General features: G+C 56.7%; 18 protein-coding genes, 1 tRNA gene and 1 pseudogene. 4 read left to right on the forward strand and 16 right to left on the reverse strand.

From position 1 onward, the window contains the following. Positions 1-2: 2 nt before the first annotated feature. From NKJ21_RS12655 to NKJ21_RS12675, 5 genes are read right to left on the reverse strand one after another with little or no spacing between them, the layout of a single operon-like run. Complete coding sequence (locus tag NKJ21_RS12655; protein WP_016161415.1) at positions 3-749, reverse strand: SDR family NAD(P)-dependent oxidoreductase; 747 nt, start codon at positions 747-749, stop codon at positions 3-5. Positions 750-758: 9 nt separating this feature from the next. After that, positions 759-1535, reverse strand: coding sequence for an SDR family NAD(P)-dependent oxidoreductase (locus NKJ21_RS12660; RefSeq protein WP_016161416.1), 777 nt, complete (start codon positions 1533-1535; stop codon positions 759-761). Between the two features lie 9 nt (positions 1536-1544). Beyond that, positions 1545-2918 (reverse strand): MFS transporter, encoded by a 1374-nt coding sequence (locus tag NKJ21_RS12665; RefSeq protein WP_022065160.1) that lies wholly within the window; start codon positions 2916-2918, stop codon positions 1545-1547. Between the two features lie 32 nt (positions 2919-2950). Then, on the reverse strand, positions 2951-3832 hold the full coding sequence (locus tag NKJ21_RS12670) for a polysaccharide deacetylase (protein WP_016161418.1): 882 nt from the start codon (positions 3830-3832) through the stop codon (positions 2951-2953). Between the two features lie 2 nt (positions 3833-3834). Then, positions 3835-5241 (reverse strand): amidase family protein, encoded by a 1407-nt coding sequence (locus NKJ21_RS12675; RefSeq protein ID WP_064144070.1) that lies wholly within the window; start codon positions 5239-5241, stop codon positions 3835-3837. A 319-nt stretch (positions 5242-5560) separates the two neighbouring features. On the opposite strand from NKJ21_RS12675, the gene NKJ21_RS12680 reads away from it, so the two are divergent. Then, positions 5561-6571, forward strand: coding sequence for a GntR family transcriptional regulator (locus NKJ21_RS12680; RefSeq protein WP_016161421.1), 1011 nt, complete (start codon positions 5561-5563; stop codon positions 6569-6571). A 44-nt stretch (positions 6572-6615) separates the two neighbouring features. Here NKJ21_RS12680 and ldtA read toward each other — a convergent pair whose 3' ends face one another. From ldtA to nac, 3 genes are all read right to left on the reverse strand, one after another. Continuing rightward, positions 6616-7557, reverse strand: coding sequence for a L,D-transpeptidase (gene ldtA, locus NKJ21_RS12685; protein ID WP_012967646.1), 942 nt, complete (start codon positions 7555-7557; stop codon positions 6616-6618). A 77-nt stretch (positions 7558-7634) separates the two neighbouring features. Further along, a complete protein-coding gene (cbl, locus tag NKJ21_RS12690) occupies positions 7635-8585 on the reverse strand; it encodes an HTH-type transcriptional regulator Cbl (RefSeq protein ID WP_004180456.1) in 951 nt (316 codons plus the stop codon). A 106-nt stretch (positions 8586-8691) separates the two neighbouring features. Then, positions 8692-9609 (reverse strand): nitrogen assimilation transcriptional regulator NAC, encoded by a 918-nt coding sequence (gene nac, locus NKJ21_RS12695; RefSeq protein ID WP_002911729.1) that lies wholly within the window; start codon positions 9607-9609, stop codon positions 8692-8694. 330 nt (positions 9610-9939) lie between these two features. On the opposite strand from nac, the gene NKJ21_RS12700 reads away from it, so the two are divergent. Beyond that, positions 9940-10015: transfer RNA gene (locus NKJ21_RS12700), tRNA-Asn, on the forward strand. 73 nt (positions 10016-10088) lie between these two features. Here the strand turns inward: NKJ21_RS12700 and NKJ21_RS12705 are convergent. The 8 genes from NKJ21_RS12705 to NKJ21_RS12740 all read right to left on the reverse strand — a co-directional run bounded on the left by NKJ21_RS12705 (position 10089) and on the right by NKJ21_RS12740 (position 18479). Next, positions 10089-11579 (reverse strand): cysteine desulfurase, encoded by a 1491-nt coding sequence (locus tag NKJ21_RS12705; protein ID WP_080783256.1) that lies wholly within the window; start codon positions 11577-11579, stop codon positions 10089-10091. Continuing rightward, entirely contained in the window at positions 11566-12510 is a 945-nt protein-coding gene (locus tag NKJ21_RS12710; RefSeq protein WP_008804182.1) for a family 2A encapsulin nanocompartment shell protein, read from the reverse strand. Before NKJ21_RS12710 ends, NKJ21_RS12705 begins: the two co-directional genes overlap by 14 nt. A 37-nt stretch (positions 12511-12547) precedes the next feature. Beyond that, positions 12548-13723 carry a molybdopterin-synthase adenylyltransferase MoeB gene (gene moeB / locus NKJ21_RS12715; protein WP_012541141.1) on the reverse strand — a complete coding sequence of 392 codons (1176 nt, stop codon included), beginning with the start codon at positions 13721-13723 and terminating at the stop codon, positions 12548-12550. Then, a complete protein-coding gene (locus tag NKJ21_RS12720) occupies positions 13720-14010 on the reverse strand; it encodes a MoaD/ThiS family protein (RefSeq protein WP_008804180.1) in 291 nt (96 codons plus the stop codon). Before NKJ21_RS12720 ends, moeB begins: the two co-directional genes overlap by 4 nt. 59 nt (positions 14011-14069) lie before the next feature. Continuing rightward, positions 14070-14498 (reverse strand): Mov34/MPN/PAD-1 family protein, encoded by a 429-nt coding sequence (locus tag NKJ21_RS12725; RefSeq protein WP_060619949.1) that lies wholly within the window; start codon positions 14496-14498, stop codon positions 14070-14072. Beyond that, positions 14491-15396: a PLP-dependent cysteine synthase family protein gene (locus NKJ21_RS12730; protein ID WP_012967642.1), complete on the reverse strand. Its 906-nt coding sequence runs from the start codon at positions 15394-15396 to the stop codon at positions 14491-14493. The genes NKJ21_RS12725 and NKJ21_RS12730 overlap by 8 nt, the downstream gene beginning before the upstream one ends. A gap of 63 nt (positions 15397-15459) precedes the next feature. Beyond that, complete coding sequence (epsC, locus tag NKJ21_RS12735) at positions 15460-16389, reverse strand: serine O-acetyltransferase EpsC (RefSeq protein ID WP_008804177.1); 930 nt, start codon at positions 16387-16389, stop codon at positions 15460-15462. Positions 16390-16844: 455 nt separating this feature from the next. Further along, positions 16845-18479, reverse strand: coding sequence for a Na+/H+ antiporter (locus tag NKJ21_RS12740; RefSeq protein WP_032740043.1), 1635 nt, complete (start codon positions 18477-18479; stop codon positions 16845-16847). Positions 18480-19037: 558 nt separating this feature from the next. Here NKJ21_RS12740 and NKJ21_RS12745 point away from each other — a divergent pair. Both NKJ21_RS12745 and NKJ21_RS12750 read left to right on the forward strand, forming a co-directional pair. Continuing rightward, positions 19038-19863 (forward strand): annotated as a pseudogene (locus NKJ21_RS12745) (TetR family transcriptional regulator C-terminal domain-containing protein). Further along, a complete protein-coding gene (locus tag NKJ21_RS12750; RefSeq protein ID WP_231669024.1) occupies positions 19796-20716 on the forward strand; it encodes an MDR family oxidoreductase in 921 nt (306 codons plus the stop codon). The pseudogene NKJ21_RS12745 and the gene NKJ21_RS12750 overlap by 68 nt, the downstream one beginning before the upstream one ends. Positions 20717-20814 lie beyond the last annotated feature (98 nt).

Below are 20814 nucleotides of genomic sequence, written 5' to 3' on the forward strand. Positions count from 1 at the left end.
CCTCAAGGCATCACATCACCCGAATTTGGCCCCAGCGTCTGGCCAACGAACAGGTTACCCCCAGGCTCGCTGGCCAGCAGCAGCGCCACCGGCGCCACTTCTTCTGCTCGCCCAAAGCGCCCCAGCGGCAGCTCCGCCGTTTTGGCCGTTTTCCACGCCTGGTGAATACCCTCAATAAGCGGGGTTTCAATCGGTCCTGGGGCGATAGCGTTAACCAGCACATTTCGGCTGGAGACTTCCAGCGCCAGAGATTTCGTCAGGCCGATCACGCCAGCCTTAGCGGCCGCATAGTGACACAGCTCTGCCCCACCTTTGATGCCCAGTTGGGAAGCGATATTGATAATGCGTCCCCAGCGTTGGCTTAACATCACTGGCAGAGCTCGCTGGCAGGCCAGAAACACGCTGCGCAGATCGACGGCCATCATGGTTTCCCACATATCCAGAGTGATATCGGTGCAGGGAGCCTGGGTAAGCATGCCTGCGTTGTTGACCAGCACATCAATCCCTTCATAGTGCCCCAGGCTGGCATCCACGCCAGCCGTTGCCCCGTCGACCTCGCCGACATCAGCCACCACGCCATAGCAATGCGCCCCAATTAACCGACAACGCTGTACCACCTCTTCCAGTTTATTACGGTCCCGGTCGGTGAGTATCAGTCGTGCCCCTTCGCCGGCAAAAAGCAGTGCGATAGCCTCGCCGATACCACTTGCCGCGCCCGTCACAACACAACGTCTGTTTTGCAACTGCATAGTGGCTCCTTAATCCGGCCAGCGGACGGTCAAACCACCGTCGACAATAAGGCTTTGCCCGGTCAGATAGCGGCTTTCGTCGCTGGTGAGAAAAGCCACTACGCGAGCGATATCATCCGGACAGCCAACCCGTCCCAGTGGAATCGATCTGGCTGCTTTTGCCAGCCCCTCCGGCCCCAGAGAGTTCTGCTTATCCAGCGACTGTGGGGTTTCAATCAATCCGGGGATCACGGCGTTGCAGCGAATACCTCGCGGTGCAAGCTCAACGGCCAGTGAGCGACAAATCCCTGGGACTGCGGCTTTCGCCGCCGCGTAGTGGGCGTGCTCCTGCCAGCCATAGACGCCCCCGGCAATCGATGAGATTGCGACCAAACTCCCACCGCTGATCAGTCGTGGCGTAGCCGCCCGGAAACACCGCATCACGCCGGTGAGGTCCACATTAAGCATTTCGTTCCAGCGGTCGTCGTTCATCTCTTCAATAGACGCGCAGCGTAAGATCCCCGCATTGGCGATGACATAATCAAGACGGCCATAATGAGCGACGCCTTGCGCTATAAACGTATCAACCGACGCCGTATCGGCGACATTCAGCGGCAGCCAGAGTGCATCGCCACCAGCCTCCTCAACCTGTGCAGCAGCGACAGTAGGGTCATGCGGATCGTCCGGGTAGTAACCGGCGATCACCCGTATTCCGCGGCGGGCATACAGGGTGGCCAGCGCCAGACCAATGCCGCTTGCCGCACCACTGATTGCCGCTACTCGCTGACTGATGTTTGTGGTTTCCATCATCGCTCCTTACGCCTGAGGTTGTGTGTTAACGGTCTTGTTCATCCCTGACGCGCGCTGGACATCGCCACGCGCCAGCCACATCACCACACCTGAGATAAAGCAGGGTATGGCGCCAAACCACAGCGCAGCATCCTGCCAGTGCCCTCCATGGCTTAACACTGCGGTGGTACCAACGCTGGCGATGATCGCCCCGACCGGTCCCATCGCGCCAATCAACGCCCCTGCCGTAGCACGGATGGCGGTAGGAAAGCTTTCACTAATGAAAAACAGCGCTGCAGCGTAGGGACCAATCAGGAAGAACAAACCAATACTGTAGAGCGTGACGATAGTGGCAAAGTTGTCCGGGCAGTAGAGCATGCCAGCAAACGCCACCCCCCCCAGCATCCAGCCGACCGCGATAGTATTACGACGCCCAATCCGGTCACCCAGCCAGCCATGGGCCAGGTAACCGCAATAGCCCACCAGATTGGACAGGATTAAGATAAGCAACGAGTTGTTAAAAGAAACATCATGGGTTTTGGTGATGACCGTCGTACCGAGCACGCTAAAAATCTGAATGGCAAACCAGTTGATCAGTACCGCCGCCCCCAGTACCAGGGTGGCGCGCAGCGATGTGCCTCGAAACGCTGCGGCAATCCCACCGCGGTGATGTTCCTCCCATGAAATCTGATAATCCTGGGCTACCTGACGGGCTTCGGCGACCTGCCCTTGTTCACGCAAATGTTGGATTTTCTTTTGTACCTGGAATTGAGGTGTTTCTTTAAGTTTTAGCGCCAGCACAGCGATAACCAGTGAGGGTAATGCTGCAAAAATGAAGCTGCCCTGCCAGCCGATGATGGGCATTAAAATGGCGGTCAGCGCTGAAGCGACTAGTGCACCGACCGGCCAACCACCTTGCACAAGACTGTAGACAAACCCTTTACGTTTATTGAGTTTTGGATCGTCGAGCGCGGTATACAGTTCTGATAAATAGGTAGCGTTCACCGTTTGTTCCGCGTAGCCCAACCCCGCGACAGAGCGAATGGCCGTCAGCGCCCCTTTCCCCCATGCACCGCCCACAGCGGTCAATAATGAGCACAACGCGGCACCGCCAACGGTAATGACAATCCCCATCCGGCGTCCCAGACGATCGACCAGCGGACCAATCGCCAGCGCAATCACTGCGCCGCCAACCGCCACCCAGGTGGCGATTTCCGCTTGCTCTACCTCATCCCAGCCAAAATGGAGACCGATTTCCGGCAATAATGTGCCAAAAAGGATGAAATCGTAGACAGCGAAAACCCAGGCAAAAAAGGCAATCCAGGTGGCAAATTTCACATCCTTGATGGTTAACTGCTGCGGCTGCCAGCCGTTTACGGAAGTCTTGTTAAAAATGCTCATAGCGTAATCCCTCTGTCAGGGGGTAAATGACATTATGCCGAGCGCGGTTTGCGCGCTTTAAAATCATCTGCAATTTCGTCAAAGGTCACGAAGCGAACGCCATCGTGGCTACGGATGTACTGAATCAGGCGTTCAAGCATTAACAACACCTGAGGACGGCCGGAAACATCGGGATGGATAGTCATGGTGAAGACGGCGTACTCATTTTCGCGATAGACCCAGTCGAACTGGTCGCGCCACATCTCCTCCAGATGACGAGGGTTAACGAAGCCATGGCTATTAGGGGATTTTTTGATAAACATCATCGGTGGTAGATCGTCGAGGTACCAGTTGGCTGGAATTTCAACCAGATCCGTCTCCTGTCCGCGCTGCAATGGTTTCATCCACGCATCGGGATGCTTGCTGTAGTCGATTTTTGTCCAGCTGTCGCCAACCCTGACATAGTACGGATGGAAGTCGTTGTGCATCAGACTGTGGTCGTATTTAATGCCCTTTTTTAACAGCAGCTCGTTAGTCACATTGCTAAACTCCCACCACGGCGCCACATACCCGGTTGGGCGTTTACCGGCTAACTGCGTCACCAGTTCGATGCTACGATCCAGCACCGCTTCCTCCTGGGCAGGTGTCATGGCAATCGGGTTCTCATGGCTATAACCATGGATCCCCACCTCATGTCCTGCCTCCACAACCGCTTTCATCTGCTCCGGAAAGGTTTCTATCGAATGCCCGGGAATAAACCACGTCGTACGTAATTGCTGCTCCGCGAACAGTTTCAGCAGCCGCGGCGCGCCCACTTCCCCGGCAAACAAGCCGCGTGAAATATCATCCGGAGAATCTTCGCCACCGTATGACCCCAGCCAGCCGGCAACGGCATCAACGTCCACACCAAATGCGCAAAGGATTTCTTTGGCCATGTTTATTTTCCTTTTGAGTTGAGGGATAACGAATTAGCGCCATCACCTTTGGAAGGCGCCAGCAGATGCGCTACCGCACAGGCAGCGCTTAAAAGCGAGCGATCTTCACCGTTCGGTGAAGAGAAAAGCAGACTGGTATACAGGCCGTTCGCGGTCGTACCGCTTGGCACAGCGAGACCGGGCATATCCAGTAAACTGCCTGGCATGGTTAAGCGCAGCGTGGCGCTATTGGCGAAGGCAAATGCCTCGGCATCCGCCTGCAAGGGCGCCAGCCGCGGCGCGGTATGCGCGACCGTTGGTGTCACTAAAATCGCGCCATTGAGTTCTTCAGCCAGTGCCTGCTGCCAGATCGGACGTAGACGCAAAAAGGTGGTGAGCACCGCCGGATCAATCGTGCCGGAGGCCAGCAGTCGGCGGCGAATGAGGGGATCCATCGCTGTTGCTGCCGGTGACGCCAGCAGAGAGGCATGTAACTGAAAGGCTTCAATCGCCCCTGGCCAGCCATGGTGAGCAATCCAGTTAAGTGCTTCATGTAAGGCTGGCAGGCGCCGATATTCAACAACGACGCCTGACGCCGCTAATCGGGACAGCAACGAAGCACTGTTGTCACGGACGCTAATATCAGCGGCATTGAGAATTTCCGGATCGACAATTAACCGTGACACCGTCGACGACGACGTCTCCTCGCCACAGAGAATGACATCAAGGGCGTAAGCATCACGGACGCTGCGACAAAGAGGCCCGAGCGTATCGAGAGACGCCGCCAGGGGAAACACTCCGCTCGCGTCATAGCGATGACGGCTGGCGCGAAAACCGATCACTCCGCTAAACGCAGCAGGGATGCGCACGGAACCCGCGGTGTCCGTTCCTATTGCAATGCAGGCCACCCCTTGAGCAACCGCTCGCGCCGCGCCGCTGGAAGAGCCGCCAGGAACATGTTCCTCGCCATCGGTTGCCAGTAATGCCGGCGTGGTAAACGTTGGGTTAATACCCAGACCGGAAAAGGCAAACTCACTCAGATTGGTTTTGCCGATAGTCACCATTCCCGCCTGCGTCAGGCGCGCCACCATTCCGGCATCGTGTGTCGCGAGAGGCGCATCCAGGCGGGTTGCGGATCCTGCAGTGGTTCGGGTCCCGGCGATATCGAATAAATCTTTCCAGCAGACCGGAATACCATCCAATGGGCTCAGCGGCGCGCCCTCGCGCCAGCGCTGCGTCGAGGCGGCAGCCTCCTGACGGGCGCGTTCGGGAGTCAGTGTAATAAAAATCCCCTGGGTCTCTTTGGCCGCCGTCAGGCAGGCTTCCGTAAACGCAAGTGGCGAAAGCTGACCTCTGGCAAACAACGCCGCAATGGCACAGGCATCAATCTGGCCCCGCTGAAATTGCAGGCGAATCGTATTCGCGTTCATATCACCCTTAAATGTATATTTAAATAAAAATCCATTTAAACATAGCAAAACAAGTGCCAGAAGAATGACAACAAAGTGTCTAAAATGTGATCATATCGTATTAATTTTGTTTTATTGCAGTAATTTCAAGAAGATATAAGCGGGTAGGGTAATGAGATAACAAGTGTAGAAGAGCATCATGAACAGGAGTTATAAATGTATATTTTATGTAATGATCCATTAATGGGCAGCCTGCACTACCGCGGTGCTAATGATGGGGGTTGGTATGACACCGCTCAGGATGTGATAAGGTAAGTTTGATGAGGTAAGGATCGAAAATATGGTCATGCAGACAAACCCTTCGCATGCGGCAACGGAAGATACCGCCGCTGCGCGCTATGAAGTTATTCGTCAGTTTTTACGTCATATTCTGGTTGCCCAGCGAGTGCCAAAGGGGCTGGTACTTCTGGAGGGTCCGTTAGCACAACTATTCGGTACCAGCCGGGTGCCGGTGCGTCGGGCGCTCAGTCTGTTACATGAAGAAGGGTTAATTACCCGCTTCGAGGGGCGTGGTTTTATCGTGGCACAGCCTGACGAAGAGGTCGAGCCATTGCGCCTCGCCTTGACCAGGGAGCTCTTCGGCCTTGATGAACAGCAGCCATTGGTGGATACCCGCACCAGTGGTGAAAAGGTGCTGGAGAACCTGCAGGTTGTACTCTCAACAGCCATGGTATTTGGCTGTTATTCGGTAAATGAGCAAAAAGCGGCACAATATTATAATGTTAGCCGCTCGGTAATCCGTGAAAGTCTGATGCGTTTGCGCGACAAGGGACTGGTAGAAAAAGAGCCTTACTCACAGTGGTTGACCGGCCCGCTTACCGCGCGCGAAATCGCCGATCACTTCGAGATCCGCGCCAGCCTCGAACCCGCAGCGTTGTGCAAGGCTGGACCTCACCTTTCGTCGGCGTGGCTGGCGTCCATGCTGCAAAAGACGCAAGGTTATAAAGGTCGACAATTGACTGCCGCGGAACTGGAGTTACTGGAAGAAGATCTTCACATCCGCTGCCTCGAGCCCGCAGGTAATAAGCTGATGATGCAGATCCTGCGCCAGCATCAGTCTCCTTTCATCATCACGCGTATCTTCTATGATTTACTGGCCATTCCGGTAGAAACCGCCACCCTGGAAGAACACGCTCTGGTGTATGACATGTTGCTGAAAGGAAACTGGGCGCTGGCGGCCGCCTGCCTGAAAGATCACCTCGAACGCGCGCAATCCCGGACCCTTCAGCGTTTAAAAGTGCTTTCCGTGCTGCCTGTCCCCGACTTACCCAACTTTATGGAAGCGAACTAAGCAGAGGGCGGTCAGCCCGCCAGGGACAGCCAGTCGTTCGACACTTACAAACTCCCCTGCACCGCTGCAGCGCTGATATTCACCGGCATGCCGGAGCGGCGCTGCAGGGTTTGCTCGGCCTGCGAAGGACTCACTCCCGGCCCCTGAGTAAACTCGCGTAGCGCCGAGGTCATCGGCAAGGGGACTTTTCTGTCGGATTCAAATTCCGCCCGATTGCGCGACAGCGGCTCGTGCACCTCCAGCCAATGGCTGCCGTCCGGCTCCACGGTGTACTTCACCGGCTGATCGATCAGCTGGACGCGCGTCCCCACCGGTACGTTATCAAACAGGAATTTAATATCGTCATTGCGCAGGCGAATGCATCCCTGGCTGACGCGCAGCCCAATGCCAAAGTTAGCGTTGGTGCCGTGGATGGCGTACAGCCTGCCGATGTAGATCGCATACAGCCCCATCGGATTATCTGGCCCGGGCGGCACCAGCGCCGGCAGGGTTTTGCCCTCTTTCGCATACTCGCGCCGGGTATTGGCGGTCGGAACCCAGGTCGGTCCCTCCTGCTTGCGCTCTACCGCCGTCACCCAGTTACGCGGGGTTTCGCGTCCGGCCTGGCCAATGCCGATTGGCAGCACTTCCACACTATTGCCCAGCGGCGGGTAATAATAGAGACGCATTTCGGCGACGTTGATGACGATCCCTTCGCGCACGGTGTCAGGCAGGATCAACTGTTGCGGAATAATCAGCGTCGAACCGGAGTGCGGCAAATAGACATCGACGCCGGGGTTGGCCTCCAGCATATTGCTCAACCCCTGGCCGTACTGGGCAGCAAAACTTTCCAGCGGTTGGGTGTTGTTCTCCGGCACGGCGATGGTAAATGCGCTGCCCACCAGACGACTTCCCTCCGGCGGCAGCGGATAACTGACGGCCAGCGCGCCGTGGCTGGCGAGCAGCATCAGCGCAGAACAAAGTAATTTCACACGCCGCATCGTCATTTTCCCTTCCTCAGTCGCGACTCTCGTGTGTGAATTATAGCGTTATTTCCTCGCCTCGATCCGCTGACCGCGATGGCTTAAATCTGATAGTCGATAGCGGCCTCTTCCGGCTCCATCGCCTGACGCTTAATTTCATCCAGCGACAGTCCGGCATTGCACAGTTCGATAAAGCGCCAGACGTAGTTACGCTGCAGCTGGCCCCGCTTCAACCCCAGCCACACGGTATTGGCATCGAACAGATGACGAGTATCGAGACGCGTAAAGGTGTCCGCTTCCCGGGCATCTCCGGACTGCTCGGCAACCAGCCCTACGCCCAGCCCCAGCTCGACATAGGTCTTGATGACATCGGAATCCTGGGCGCTCAGCACGATATCCGGCATCAACCCCTTGCGGTTGAAGGCCTCATCGATTCGCGAACGGCCAGTGATCCCCTGGCGGTAGGTGATTAACGGCCAGCGGGCTATTGCCTCAAGCGTCAGAGGAGAAACCTGCGTCAAAGGATGATCCTTCGGCACCAGCAGGCTGTGATGCCAGCGGAACCAGGGGAAAGCCGCCAGCGTCGGGTCGTTGCTCAGGCGCTCGCTGGCGATACCGATATCCGCCCCGCCGTTATGCAGCAGCGCTTCGATTTCCTGCGGGGTGCCCTGCACCAGCTCGACGCGAACATCTGAGAACAGCTCGCGGAAGGCTTTAATCACCGGCGGCAGGCTGTAGCGCGCCTGGGTGTGGGTGGTGGCGATGGTTAAGACGCCGGAGGCATCATTGGTAAAGAGATCCGCCAGCCGCCGGACGTTGCTGGCTTCATTGAGGATGCGCTCGGCAATGGATAACAGCGCTTTACCCGGCTCGGTCATGCCTAACAGGCGCTTACCGCGACGGATAAAGATCTCAATCCCCAGCTCCTCTTCCAGTTCCCGGATATGGCGGCTGACGCCTGACTGCGAGGTATAGAGCATATTCGCGACTTCCGTCAGGTTGTAATCCTGACGGGCCGCCTCACGGATAATTTTCAGTTGCTGGAAGTTCACCCTTTCCTCCGGGCCAATGGACTTAACGTATCTGCTATTGTTAAAGTCTGTTGTCCCAGGTAACAAATAATAAAAACCAGCAACTTATTCCTTAAGAGAATATAGCCTAACTAACCAGCTGCAGTTCACGGTTCTCCAGCGACGGGCGGCTCACCAGAGACAGCAGGATCTCTTTCACCGCCTGCGCCTGCGGCGACAGACTGCCGCGTGCCGACATATTTAGCGACAGCGACAGGCTCATCGACGGCGTGCTAATCCGCGCCATCCAGCCGTTTGCCGCGCCGCACAGGGAGCGGGCAGCGGATTCCGGCAGGACCGTCGCCCCCATGCCGCTGGCGATAGCCGCAGTCAGGGTGGTAATGGATTCGATCTCGCCGATAATTTTCGCCGACAGACGACGCAGGGTGAACGCCTCGGTGACCCGCGCCCGTACCGCGCTGTAATCCCGCGGCAGGAACAGGTTCATCTCCGCCACCGCCGTGAGATCCACGCTCTGTCCCGGGCAGTCGCGGGTACCCACCAGGTAGAGATCCTCTTTCAGCAGCGGCTGGCTGACGATACCGGCCACTGGCGAACGCTCATACAGCACCGCCATATCCAGCTGACCCGCCAGCAGCTTGTCATTCAGCGCAGTGCCGCTGCTCTCCTGCAGATAGACCATCACCTCGGGCAACTCATTACGCACCGTCTGCAGCAACGGCATGGTAATGGCAGAAGCTGCCGTGCCCGGCGCCAGGCCAATCGAGACCTGACCACGCAACGTCTGGCCGACGTTATTGACCGCCAGCTGCGCCTGCTCACACTGGCGCAGGATGGTTCGCGCATGGGTGTAGAGTATTTTACCGGCTTCCGTTGGCGTGACCCCTCGCTTGGTGCGTATCAGCAACTGCTGGTCCATTTCACCTTCCAGGGTCGCGACCTGCTGGCTCAGGGCCGGTTGTGCGATGTGCAAGACTTCAGCGGCCTGGGTCAGACTGCCGATATCGACGATTTTCACAAAATATTTCAGTCGTCTTAAGTTCATTTTGCCTCCTGTAAGGAACGCCAGCGTCAACGCTGGAAGTATGATGTAACTGGTTCTGCAATTTGCTTGCCAGCTTTTCAATTGCGCTGCCGCTGCCCGCCAGAGGCCGTGTTATAAGGGATAGTGATAACAATCCAGCTTTTATTTGCCCGGTAAGCAGATTGTGGTATGCCCCATTAGGGGTATTTTTGCACCGCAACGGTGCGTAATGGTGAAAAAAGCGGCGCCCAGCCAGGGGTTGTTGAAATTGTCAGCAGTTGAACGCAATTCTTTGAATCAGGCTTTGACAAGGCCGGATGGCATCGTTAATATGCGCCCCGTTCACACGATTCCTCTGTAGTTCAGTCGGTAGAACGGCGGACTGTTAATCCGTATGTCACTGGTTCGAGTCCAGTCAGAGGAGCCAAATTTAAAAAAGCCTGCTTTCGAGCAGGCTTTTTGCTTTTCGGTTTTCATGCGGCCTTACGCGGTTTACGGCGTCATTGCCGCGCGGCAAATCGGGCAACCTGTTCGGCGAGAAAATCAATTTCCTGCGGCGTGTTATAAAAAGCCAGCGAAGGCCGGACGGTACTCTCATAGCCCAAACGACGCAGGATCGGTTGCGCACAGTGATGCCCGGACCGCACAGCGATGCCAACCTGACTGAGATAGCGCCCCACGGCTTCATTTTCATGCCCCGCCAGCACAAAAGACAAGACGCTGGTTTTGTTCGCCGCGGTGCCGACCAACGTCAGGCCCGGAATAGCCGACAGCTTCGCTATCCCATACTCCAGTAAGGCATGCTCATACTGCGCAATATTTTCGATCCCCAGTGAGGTCACATAGTCGATGGCCGCCCCCAGCCCGACGGCATCGGCAATATTGCCCGTTCCCGCCTCAAACTTATTCGGCGAAGGCTGATAGCGCGTCAGCTCAAAGGTCACGTCGGCAATCATGTTCCCGCCGCCCTGATACGGGCGCGCCGCTTCCAGTACCTCCTGCTTGCCATAGACGACGCCGATCCCGGTAGGTCCAAAAATTTTATGCCCGGAGAAGACAAAGAAATCGGCATCCAGCGCCGTGACGTTGGTCGGGATATGTGAGATAGACTGCGCGCCGTCGATGGCGATACGCACGCCAAAACGATGGGCGATCTGCACCAGTTCCTGAACCGGCGTCACGGTCCCCAGGGCGTTGGAAACGTGAGTAGCGGACACAAAACGGGTTTTATCGTTGAATAACCGAATATACTCCTCGACAATCAGCTGTCCGTGCTCATCAACCGGCGCAACGCGGATCGTCGCGCCCGTCTCCTGCGCAATAAGTTGCCACGGCACAATGTTGGCGTGATGCTCAAGCTGCGTGAGGATAATTTCATCCCCAGGGCGTAGCAGCGGCTTCACGTAGCTGTGAGCGATAAGATTGAGTCCCTCCGTGGTGCCGCGCACGAAGATAATATTCTCCGGGCCGCGGGCGCCAATAAAACGCGATACTTTCTCCCGCGCGGCTTCATAAGCATCGGTGGAACGAGCGGCAAGCGTATGCGCCGCCCGATGAACGTTCGAGTTTTCGTGCAAATAATAATGGCTGATGCGCTCGATAACCTGCTTCGGGCGCTGGGTCGTCGCGGCATTATCCAGCCACACCAGCGGATGCCCCTCCACCTGTTCGGCAAGGATCGGAAAATCTGCACGGATCCGCTCAACGGGGATCTGCCCAACCCGCGCCGCTGGCGCAGGCCGGGAGCCGAAAGCAGGCAATGTTGCAAACCCGCGAGGGGCGATATCCGCCCTGCTCTCCTGGCCCAGTGGCACCACCCGCGGCGCGTAGGCCGCCTCCACTCCGCGCGGACGGGCGGGCGTATCGCTCAGCAACCCTTGCAGATCCCACGCGTCGGGCAGACCATAATCGCGTGCAGAGGGGGCGTCACCCGCCTCGCCGGGCCATCCGCCCGGCGCATAGGGAAGCGTGAATAAATTACTCGTAGTCATAATATTCACCCACTTCAACATCTTCCAGCACAGCAATGGCATCATCGGCCAGGATCGCGGCGGAGCAATAAAGTGAGAGTAAATAAGAGGCCACACCGTTATCATCGATCCCGCGGAAGCGCACCGACAGCCCGCGAGACTGCTCGTTTGGCAGCCCTTCCTGATAAAGCCCCAGCACGCCGCGTTTACTTTCCCCGGAGCGAATCAGCAGAATATTGGTTTTCCCGCCCTGGCTTTTTGGGTTCTTCAGTCCGTCGACAAACAGTTTATCGGAAGGGATCAGCGGAATACCGCGCCACAGAATAAAAGTCCCGCCATGCAGGTTCACCGTGACCGGCGGCACACCGCGTCGCGTGGCTTCACGCTGAAAGGCGGCAATGGCCCGCGGATGGGCGAGGAAGAAGGAAGGCTCTTTCCACACTTTTGACAACAACTCATCCAGATCATCCGGCGTCGGGCGGCCGTTGCGGGTCTGAATGCGCTGCGAGTCATCAATATTTTTCAGCAGTCCATATTCATCATTATTAATAAGCTGGCTTTCCTGGCGTTCACGCAGGCTTTCGATCGCCAGCGCAATTTGCTCTGACGCCTGGTCATAGGGCGAACTGTAGAGATCGGCAATTTTGGTATCAACGTTAATAATGGTCGAGATCGAATCCAGCTGATATTCACGCGGTGTGGTCTGATACTCAATATAGCCCTGTGGTATCTCTACGCGTGAAGGGTCCTGGCTGCATAATACGTCCAGCGGCGTCTCCCCCTCCACGACCTTGTTGACGCGATAAATGCCCGACTCCAGACCTTTATAATCGAGAAAACGACTGACCCAGCGCGGAGTAATTGCCGCAAATTGCGGCGCCGTTTTGGTCACATTCGCTAACTGATACGCGGCTTCACGCCCCAGTGCATTAATGCTTTTTTGTTCTGCCATGATAAGTCCTTAGTGTTTGAAAGAGTGGAGCTGAAAGTTAGTACTGCGGTAAACGGGTATCGACATCCCGCGCCCAGGCGTTTAGGCCATCTTTTAAATTCATCACGCGCCCCTGATAACCTGCGCGCTGGAGTGCCCGAATGGCGAAAATACTGCGCTGCCCTATCTTGCACAGAAACACCGCATCGACCGTCGGATCGAATTCATCGATACGTCTGACTATCTGGCCCAGCGGCATCACTTTGGCCTGCGGAAATTTTGCGATCGCTCTTTCGTGGGGCTCACGAATGTCGATCAGTTGCAGGGGTTTTCCCTCCTCTATCCACGCATGAAGCTCAAGCGCCGTGACGCTTTCAATGGGTGCTTCTGACTCATCAGGTTTCAGCCCGCAAAACTCCTCATAGTCGATGAGCGCATGGATCGACGGATGCTCACCGCAGACCGGACAGCCGGGGTCCCTCTCCAGCCGCAGTTCACGTTGCTTCATCTGCCACACATCAAAGAGCAGCAGACGGCCGATCAGGCTCTCGCTGCCGCCGACGATAAGCTTGATGGCTTCCGCGGCCTGAATAGTGCCAATAATGCCCGGCAACACACCGACCACGCCGCCTTCCGCGCAGGAGGGCACCAGCCCCGGCGGCGGTGGCTCGGGATAAAGGCAGCGGTAGCAGGGCCCTTGCCCGGCATAAAAAACGCTGGCCTGCCCTTCAAACTGGAAGATGGAGCCGTAGACCAGCGGCTTACCCAGTAACACGCAGGCATCGTTGATCAGATACCGGGTGGGATAATTGTCCGTGCCGTCGACCACCAGGTCGTATTCGCGGATGATCTCGAGCGCGTTTTTACTACTCAGGGTGGTGTTATAGGTTTCCACCTGAATCTCGGGGTTAATTGCTTTAATCTTGTCTTTCGCCGAAGCGACTTTGGGGCGGTTAATATCTTTGGTGCTGTGAATAATCTGCCTTTGCAGGTTGGAGATATCGACAAAATCAAAGTCGACAATCCCCAGCTTACCAACCCCCGCCGCGGCCAGATAAAGCGCCACTGGCGCCCCCAACCCGCCGGTGCCAATAAGTAACACGCGGGCGGCCTTCAGACGCTTTTGCCCCTCAAGCCCGACTTCCGGCAGCAGCAAGTGGCGGCTGTAGCGGGCAATCTCAGCATGCGTCAGCGCCGACAGACGGTCGTCCGGGATAATGCTCGGTCTGCTCATATCGCCTTCCCGACGCCACCGGCAATGGCGGGAACCAGCAACACTTCCGCCCCATCGCTAACCGGCGTCTCCAGCCCACCGGTAGTTTTAATATTGTGCTCACCCACATACAGATTGATAAAGCTGCGCAACGCGCCTGCGTCGTCATACAGATGCGGCTGAATGTCCGGATATCGCGCCGCCAGCGCCGCGACCAGTTGCCCAACGGTGTGACCTTCGAGGGTCACCTTCCCCTGACCGTCGGTGAACGCGCGTAGCGCAGTGGGGATCAGTAATGTCGATGCCATAGTGATAATCTCTCCGTGTTTTGCTCTGGTTTCCGGCAACGTTGTGCCTGTTATTCACGTCATGAAACGATGTGCACTTCCTCCTGCAAAAAGCGCAGGCGGTCCTGCGCGAGCCGCCAGCTGGTCAGCGCCCCCGCCTGCCGCTGCGCGACCGCCACGATGATGTAGGCGTAAAACGGCAGGGCATGTTCACGGTCAAATTCCGATGGAATGGCCGGATGATCGGGGTGCGAATGGTAATAGCCGATGACATCCACACCTTCCGCCAGCGCAGCACGCTCCGCCCGCAAGGCGTCGTCGGCGGTGATAACAAAGCGGTGGTACTGCTCTTCCGATTCCCGCGCGTTGACGATGGGGAAAATCGCCGTCACGCGGCCATCGCCCTGCGCAGATAAATGACCAAAAAGCGCACCACAGCATTCATTGGGATAGGTCTTTTCCCCTTCAGCGCCAATCTGTCTGGCGATTTCACGAGTCAATTCAATCATGGGTTTCATTCCAGAAAGGGTCGGTCAAATAGCGGGAGCCCACATCGCACAGCAGCGTGACCACCACCGAACCAGCCGGCAGCGTGCGGGCCAGCCGTGCGGCGGCGGCAACATTGGCGCCAGATGAAATACCGACAAAAATGCCGTCCCGCCGGGCGAGGCGTCGCGCACTCGCATAGGCCTCCTCGGTGGTGACGGAAATCACATCATCAAACAGGGTTTCGTCGAGAATGCCGGGTTTAATACTGCTGCCCATATGCTTAGTCCCTTCAATGCCATGGAATGGCGAAGCGGGCTGAACGGCGAGGGTTTTCACCCGCGGATCCTCAAACTTCAGCCGCCGGGCGGTGCCGACAAAACTGCCTGACGTGCCCATCCCGGCGACAAAATGGGTGACTTGCTTTCCGCTTTGCTCCCAGATCTCTTTCCCGGTGGTCGCGAAATGCGTTTGCGGATTAACGGGGTTGTTATACTGGTCGGGATAAAAATAGCGCTCCGGGTGTGCGGCGACCTGGGCCTGGACTTCAAGATAAGCGCCATCGGAACCTTCAAGCGGATCAGTCTCCACAATCGTGGCGCCATACTGACGAATTATTTTTTTACGCTCCGGGCTGGTATTCTGCGGGAGATACAGCCGAACGTGATACCCCAGCGCGGCGCCGATCATCGCGTAAGCAATTCCGGTATTACCGCTGGTCGCATCAATAATAGTTTTATCCGGCGTCAATAACCCCCGCGCAATTCCGTCCAGTACCATCGCTTTTGCCGCGCGGTCTTTCACCGAGCCGCTGGGATTCATAAATTCAGCTTTTGCCAGCAGCGTGACACCCGATAATTCTGCAGAAAAAGAGGGCAAGGCTATTAAAGGCGTCTCGCCAATCGTTTCAAGTAAATTCATAATAATGATCACGCTGCTATTTTAATGGTACGGGAACGATAGGTTTATTTATTCTTGTAATGATTAAATGCCGTCGCCGTCGCTGAAATGTCTCTGCTGTATTCGCGCCTGTTGAACATTACTGTCCGGTGGCACATCACGGGTTAGCCAGATATTTCCTCCGATGCTGGAGCGCGCCCCAATGGTAATTCTCCCGAGGATTGTCGCGCCGGCATAAATCACAACGTCATCTTCAATAATAGGGTGGCGAGGATAATTTTTTTGCAATTGTCCGTCCTCACCGACGAGGAAACGTTTGGCCCCCAGGGTGACGGCTTGATAAATACGTACTCGTTTACCGACGATGGCGGTTTCACCAATGACCACGCCGGTTCCGTGATCGATAAAGAATCCGTCATCAATCTGCGCACCGGGATGAATATCGATTCCGGTCTGGCTATGCGCCTTTTCCGTGATGATGCGCGCCAGCAGCGGAAGGTCGAGCTGATGCAGCTCATGGGCCAGCCGATAGTGCATCACCGCATGAATTCCCGGGTAGCAGAGCAGCACATCATCCATGCTGCGCGCGGAGGGGTCACCCTGATAAGCGGCGAGGATATCACCGTCAAGACGCTGACGAATCACCGGTAAACGGTTGGCAAACTGCTGAACGCGTCTGACCGCCTCCTGCAACAGGACCTCATTTTCCGCCTGCTCATCCGACTGATAATAGAGTTCCAGAAGTGCTTCTTCGGTGAGCCTGTCCAGCGCTGTGCCCAGCAAATGGCCGACGTAATAATCTTCCCCCTCTTTGCGTAAGTCCACGTCGCCTAAGCGCATCGGATAAAGCACTTTTATCAATGTATCCGCGACGGAATTAACGCTTTCCCGGGAAGGTAAACTCCGTTTATTACGATAATTATTCTTCGCGTGCTCATCGCGCCACGCCTGGCGAACGCGACGCAATTCATTGACGACATTATTTAAATGCCAGTTATTTTCTCTTTTCGGCAAGAGATACAATTCACCCGCTTCCGGCATAATAATATCCTTCATAAAAGCACATCGATAAAATTCTTTTTGGCGTTACCTCACTTTTATGCATTACCCACATTAAAAACAAATAACCTTATTGACTTTAAATAGCTGAAAAGAATAAATAGTTAAAAATCAAGGTATTCTTCCCCCCTCACCTCGCTCAGTCGCGACATTGCATCCCGCCTGGTCAAGCATTGCAGGCGTCAAACCCCAGTGAGATGGGGAAAAGCAGGTTCCTTGCAATAAGTAGAGCCAGAGGTTTGCTTTCAGAGCAACTCGCCCCATCTGCCACTGTTCGCCAGTCCAGGCCGCCAACATAAAAAAAGCCTGCTTTTCCAGCAGGCTTTGTTTTATACCGCGGCAGAACACCTCTTCCGGAAGGCGAACCAGCCCCTTTCAGCGCTTACGCCCCGGCCCACCGGCCATGTTTGTTAGCGCAAGCTTTCTTCCTTGAGGTCTATCTCCCGCAGCACTTCATAAAAGGTCGTATCACTGATGTTATGGGCGCGCCGCAGCCGGAACAGCTCCTGGCGCTGAGCGATAATGACCTCCCTTTGCATATACTTCTCCAGCCTGGCGCGCTTCGCCAGCTCCAGCCCGACGTCCTGCCCCTCGTCACTGTCGTTATAGTGCAGCCGCCGCTGGTACGTTTCCAGCAGCATATTGCCCGCATCGACCCGCAAAGCCTGCTCATTCGGATCGTCCACCGACTCGTCCAGCAGCGCATTCAGGCGGTTAATCGCCACTTCGGTCATCACCGCACCGATATTGTCCTTTCCGGTGTCATGGGGTAAATCATCGGCAAGATACTGGGTCATGTACGGCAGGCCAACAGCCGCCACGATGAGCGACATCAGGATCACCGCCATTGAGAGAAAGATCAGCAGTTCCCGCCCCGGAAACGGCGAGCCATCCGCCAGCAATACCGGTAGTGTCAGGATACCGGCAAGGGTCACGGAACCTTTTACCCCCGCCAGCGCCATGACGGCCATAATGCTGAATCGCGGACGGATAGTGATAGCCTTGCCCCGGCGCTTACGGCGGAAAATCGTCAGGGTCATCGACAGCCATACCCAGGCAAAGCGCATCAGGCCAAGCGCCAGGGTGATGGCCACCGCGTACAGCAGCAGATACCAGGGAGACGAGACGCCGGCCTGACTGGCCACCGCAGGAAGCGTATTCAGCATGCGCGGCAGCTGCTCGCCCAGCATGAGAAAAATCATGCCGTTGAGGGTGGTCTGCAGCATGGTCCACACCGCGCTGCTTTTCATGCGCGTCGCCGGCAGTCGGGGACCCGACAGCTGCTCATAGTGCATCGCAATGCCGGCGGCCACCGCGGCAAGAATGCCTGAGACATGGAACGCCTCGGCCAGCAGATAGGCAGCGAAGGGGATAAGCAGGCTTATCAGGATCTGGATTGCCGGCTCCTCGCGGGTGCGCCGCACGAGAAAGTTATTGCATTTGCCGGTGACCCACACCACCACGAGGCCACTGAGGATGCCCCCAAACGCCATCAGGAAAAACTTCACTACCGCGTCTCCCGGGGAGAAGCTGCCGGTCAGCACCGCGGCGATGGCGAAGTTAAAGGCGACAAGGCCTGAAGCATCGTTTAACAGCGACTCCCCTTCGAGAATATGCGCCATCCTTGAGGGAAGCGGCGAGCTGGCGGTCATTGCCGATACCGCCACCGGATCGGTGGGTGACAGAATAGCCGCGAGGGCGAACCCCGCGGCCACGGTGATAGCCGGGATCAGCCAGTGTATAAACAGACCAATGCCGAGGATCGTCACCATCACCAGGCCTATCGCCAGCGACAGAATCGGCTTCATATCCCTGAAAAAGGCGTCTTTGGGGATCCGCCAGCCATCGAGGAAAAGCAGCGGCGGAATAAACAGCAGCAAAAAGATATGCGGATCGAAATCGACCTGAAATCCGCCGGCGGCCAGCGCAGCGCCTGCGGCGATCTGGATCAGCGGCAGCGGCACCTTAACGGGCAGAAGATGAGACACGAACACGGTCACGACGATGGCCATCATAAAGACCAACACAATAGTAATTAGCGACATTCGCCCCCTCCTCTGACGGCAATACTCATTCTGTACATCACGCTTTTATTCCTTTCCTTGCAGGTGTTGTTTCATCGCCGGTTTATTGCTTCAGACGCCGATAATAGAGGTCAGCAATCTCTGTATGATGGCGATGTTATTTAAACTACGGTGCGCCTCATGCCGAACCAGGGGTGACAATGTGTTTTATCGTACCGCCTTTGTCAATCCGCCATCGTCTGCAAATAATTGACAATCCGCGTCTGCGACAGCGCAATGCAGGTATCTCTGGCGCTCGTCTATCCCACCTGATGGTAATCACGGATCAATATATTTTTATATTATTAGTTCTTCTTATCGTATTTCGAATACGGATATTACCAGGCAACCTAATAGAATTCGCAGAGTAATATTTCACTGCCGAAAACAACGGTTATCGCCGTACAGTGCCAGAACATGCTCATGCCAGGCCGCCTTCCTGACCCTGGTTTCGACATCCCTCTCCTCCGCCACGCTGCGCTTGCCCCATCCCGGGTTTGGGCGTACCCTGACCAACAATTAAACCACACGGTCTAAATGATGAATCCCGATACCTCCGCCGTCCTGAAGCCCCGCCGCGGTCGTCCACCCAAGGTCGATCGCCAGTTTGACGATACGCGCCAGGCGCTGATTCGCTCAGGCCTTGAAGTGCTGACCGAAACGGGCTATCTCGCGGCGGGTATCGAGGCCGTTATCAGGAATATCGATGTGCCCAAGGGATCGTTTTATCACTGCTTTAAAAGCAAAGAGGCTTTTGGCCTGGCCGTGCTTAGCGCCTATGGCGACTTTTTTGCGCATAAATTAGATAAATTCCTGCTGGACGACGCCGTGCCGCCGCTGGAACGGATGGCGGCTTTTGTGCGTCATGCCGGCCAGGGGATGGAGAAATACCAGTTTCGCCGCGGCTGCCTGGTGGGCAACCTCCTGCAGGAAGCCCCGCTGTTACCCGACACCTTTCCCGGGCGATTAAAAGCGATTCTGGCGGCATGGGAGTCGCGCGTGGCCCGCTGCCTGCACGAGGCGCAGGCTGCCGGAGCGATCGCCCGCGACGCCTCACCGGACGCGCTGGCCCAGGTCTTCTGGATCGGCTGGGAAGGCGCGGTGATGCGCGCCAGGCTGTGCCAGTCCGCCGCACCGCTTCACCAGTACTGGGAATTTTTTGCGCACAGTATGACAACAAAAACACCTGCACAGGACGGCGTTAGCGCCGATAACCCCCTTCCGACGAGGAATACTCTGTCATGAAAGCATTAGTTCTGGACCAGATCGACAACCGCACCGTCGCCGCCGTCAAAGCGATCGACCTGCCCGCCCTTGCCGAAGGCGACGTTCGGGTCGCTATCGACTGGTCGAGTCTCAACTATAAAGATGCCCTGGCGATCACCGGCAAAGGCAAAATCATCCGTCAGTTCCCGATGGTGCCTGGCATCGATTTTGCGGGACGGGTGAGTGAAAGCCGCGATCCGCGCTTTGTTCCCGGTCAGGACGTGATCCTCACCGGCTGGGGCGTAGGCGAAAACCACTGGGGTGGCCTGGCCACCGAAGCCTGCGTCAAAGGCGACTGGCTGGTTGCCCAGCCGGCGGCGCTCAGCGCGCGCCAGGCGATGATCATCGGCACCGCCGGCTTTACCGCAATGCTGTGCGTTGATGCCCTCGTCAATGCGGGCGTCACTCCGGAAAGCGGGGATATCCTGGTTACCGGCGCCAGCGGCGGGGTCGGCAGCACCGCCGTGGTGTTGCTGAAAGCGCTGGGCTACCGGGTGACGGCGGTATCGGGCCGGGAATCGACGCACGATTACCTGCGTCAGCTGGGCGCCGATGCGATCCTGCCGCGCAGCGACTTCGCGGAGACCCGTCCGCTGGAGAAACAGCTGTGGGCGGGCGCGGTGGATACCGTTGGCGGCACGATGCTGGCCAAAGTGCTGGCGCAGACGCAATACCGCGGCTGCGTCGCCGCCTGCGGTCTGGCCGGGGGCTTCGATCTGCCGACCACCGTGATGCCGTTTATTCTGCGCAACGTGCGCCTGCAGGGGGTGGACTCGGTGATGGTGCCGACCGCTGAACGCGACGCCGTCTGGCAGCGTCTGGCCCAGCTCCTGCCGGAAAGCTACTACCAGCAGGCGGCCACCGAAATCACGCTGGAGCAGGCGCCAGCGTATGCCGCAGATTTTCTCAGCAACACGATTCACGGCCGGACGCTGGTCAATATCGGCCAGTAATCCTCTTCTCCCGGCGCCCGTGGGGCGCCGGACTTCGAGAGGATCAAGGCATATCATTTCCTTCCCCACGGGATTATGATGACGCGAACCGATGCCTT

It is taken from the genome of Klebsiella sp. SWET4, assembly GCF_024296565.1.
GTDB classification, from domain to species: Bacteria; Pseudomonadota; Gammaproteobacteria; order Enterobacterales; family Enterobacteriaceae; genus Klebsiella; species Klebsiella variicola.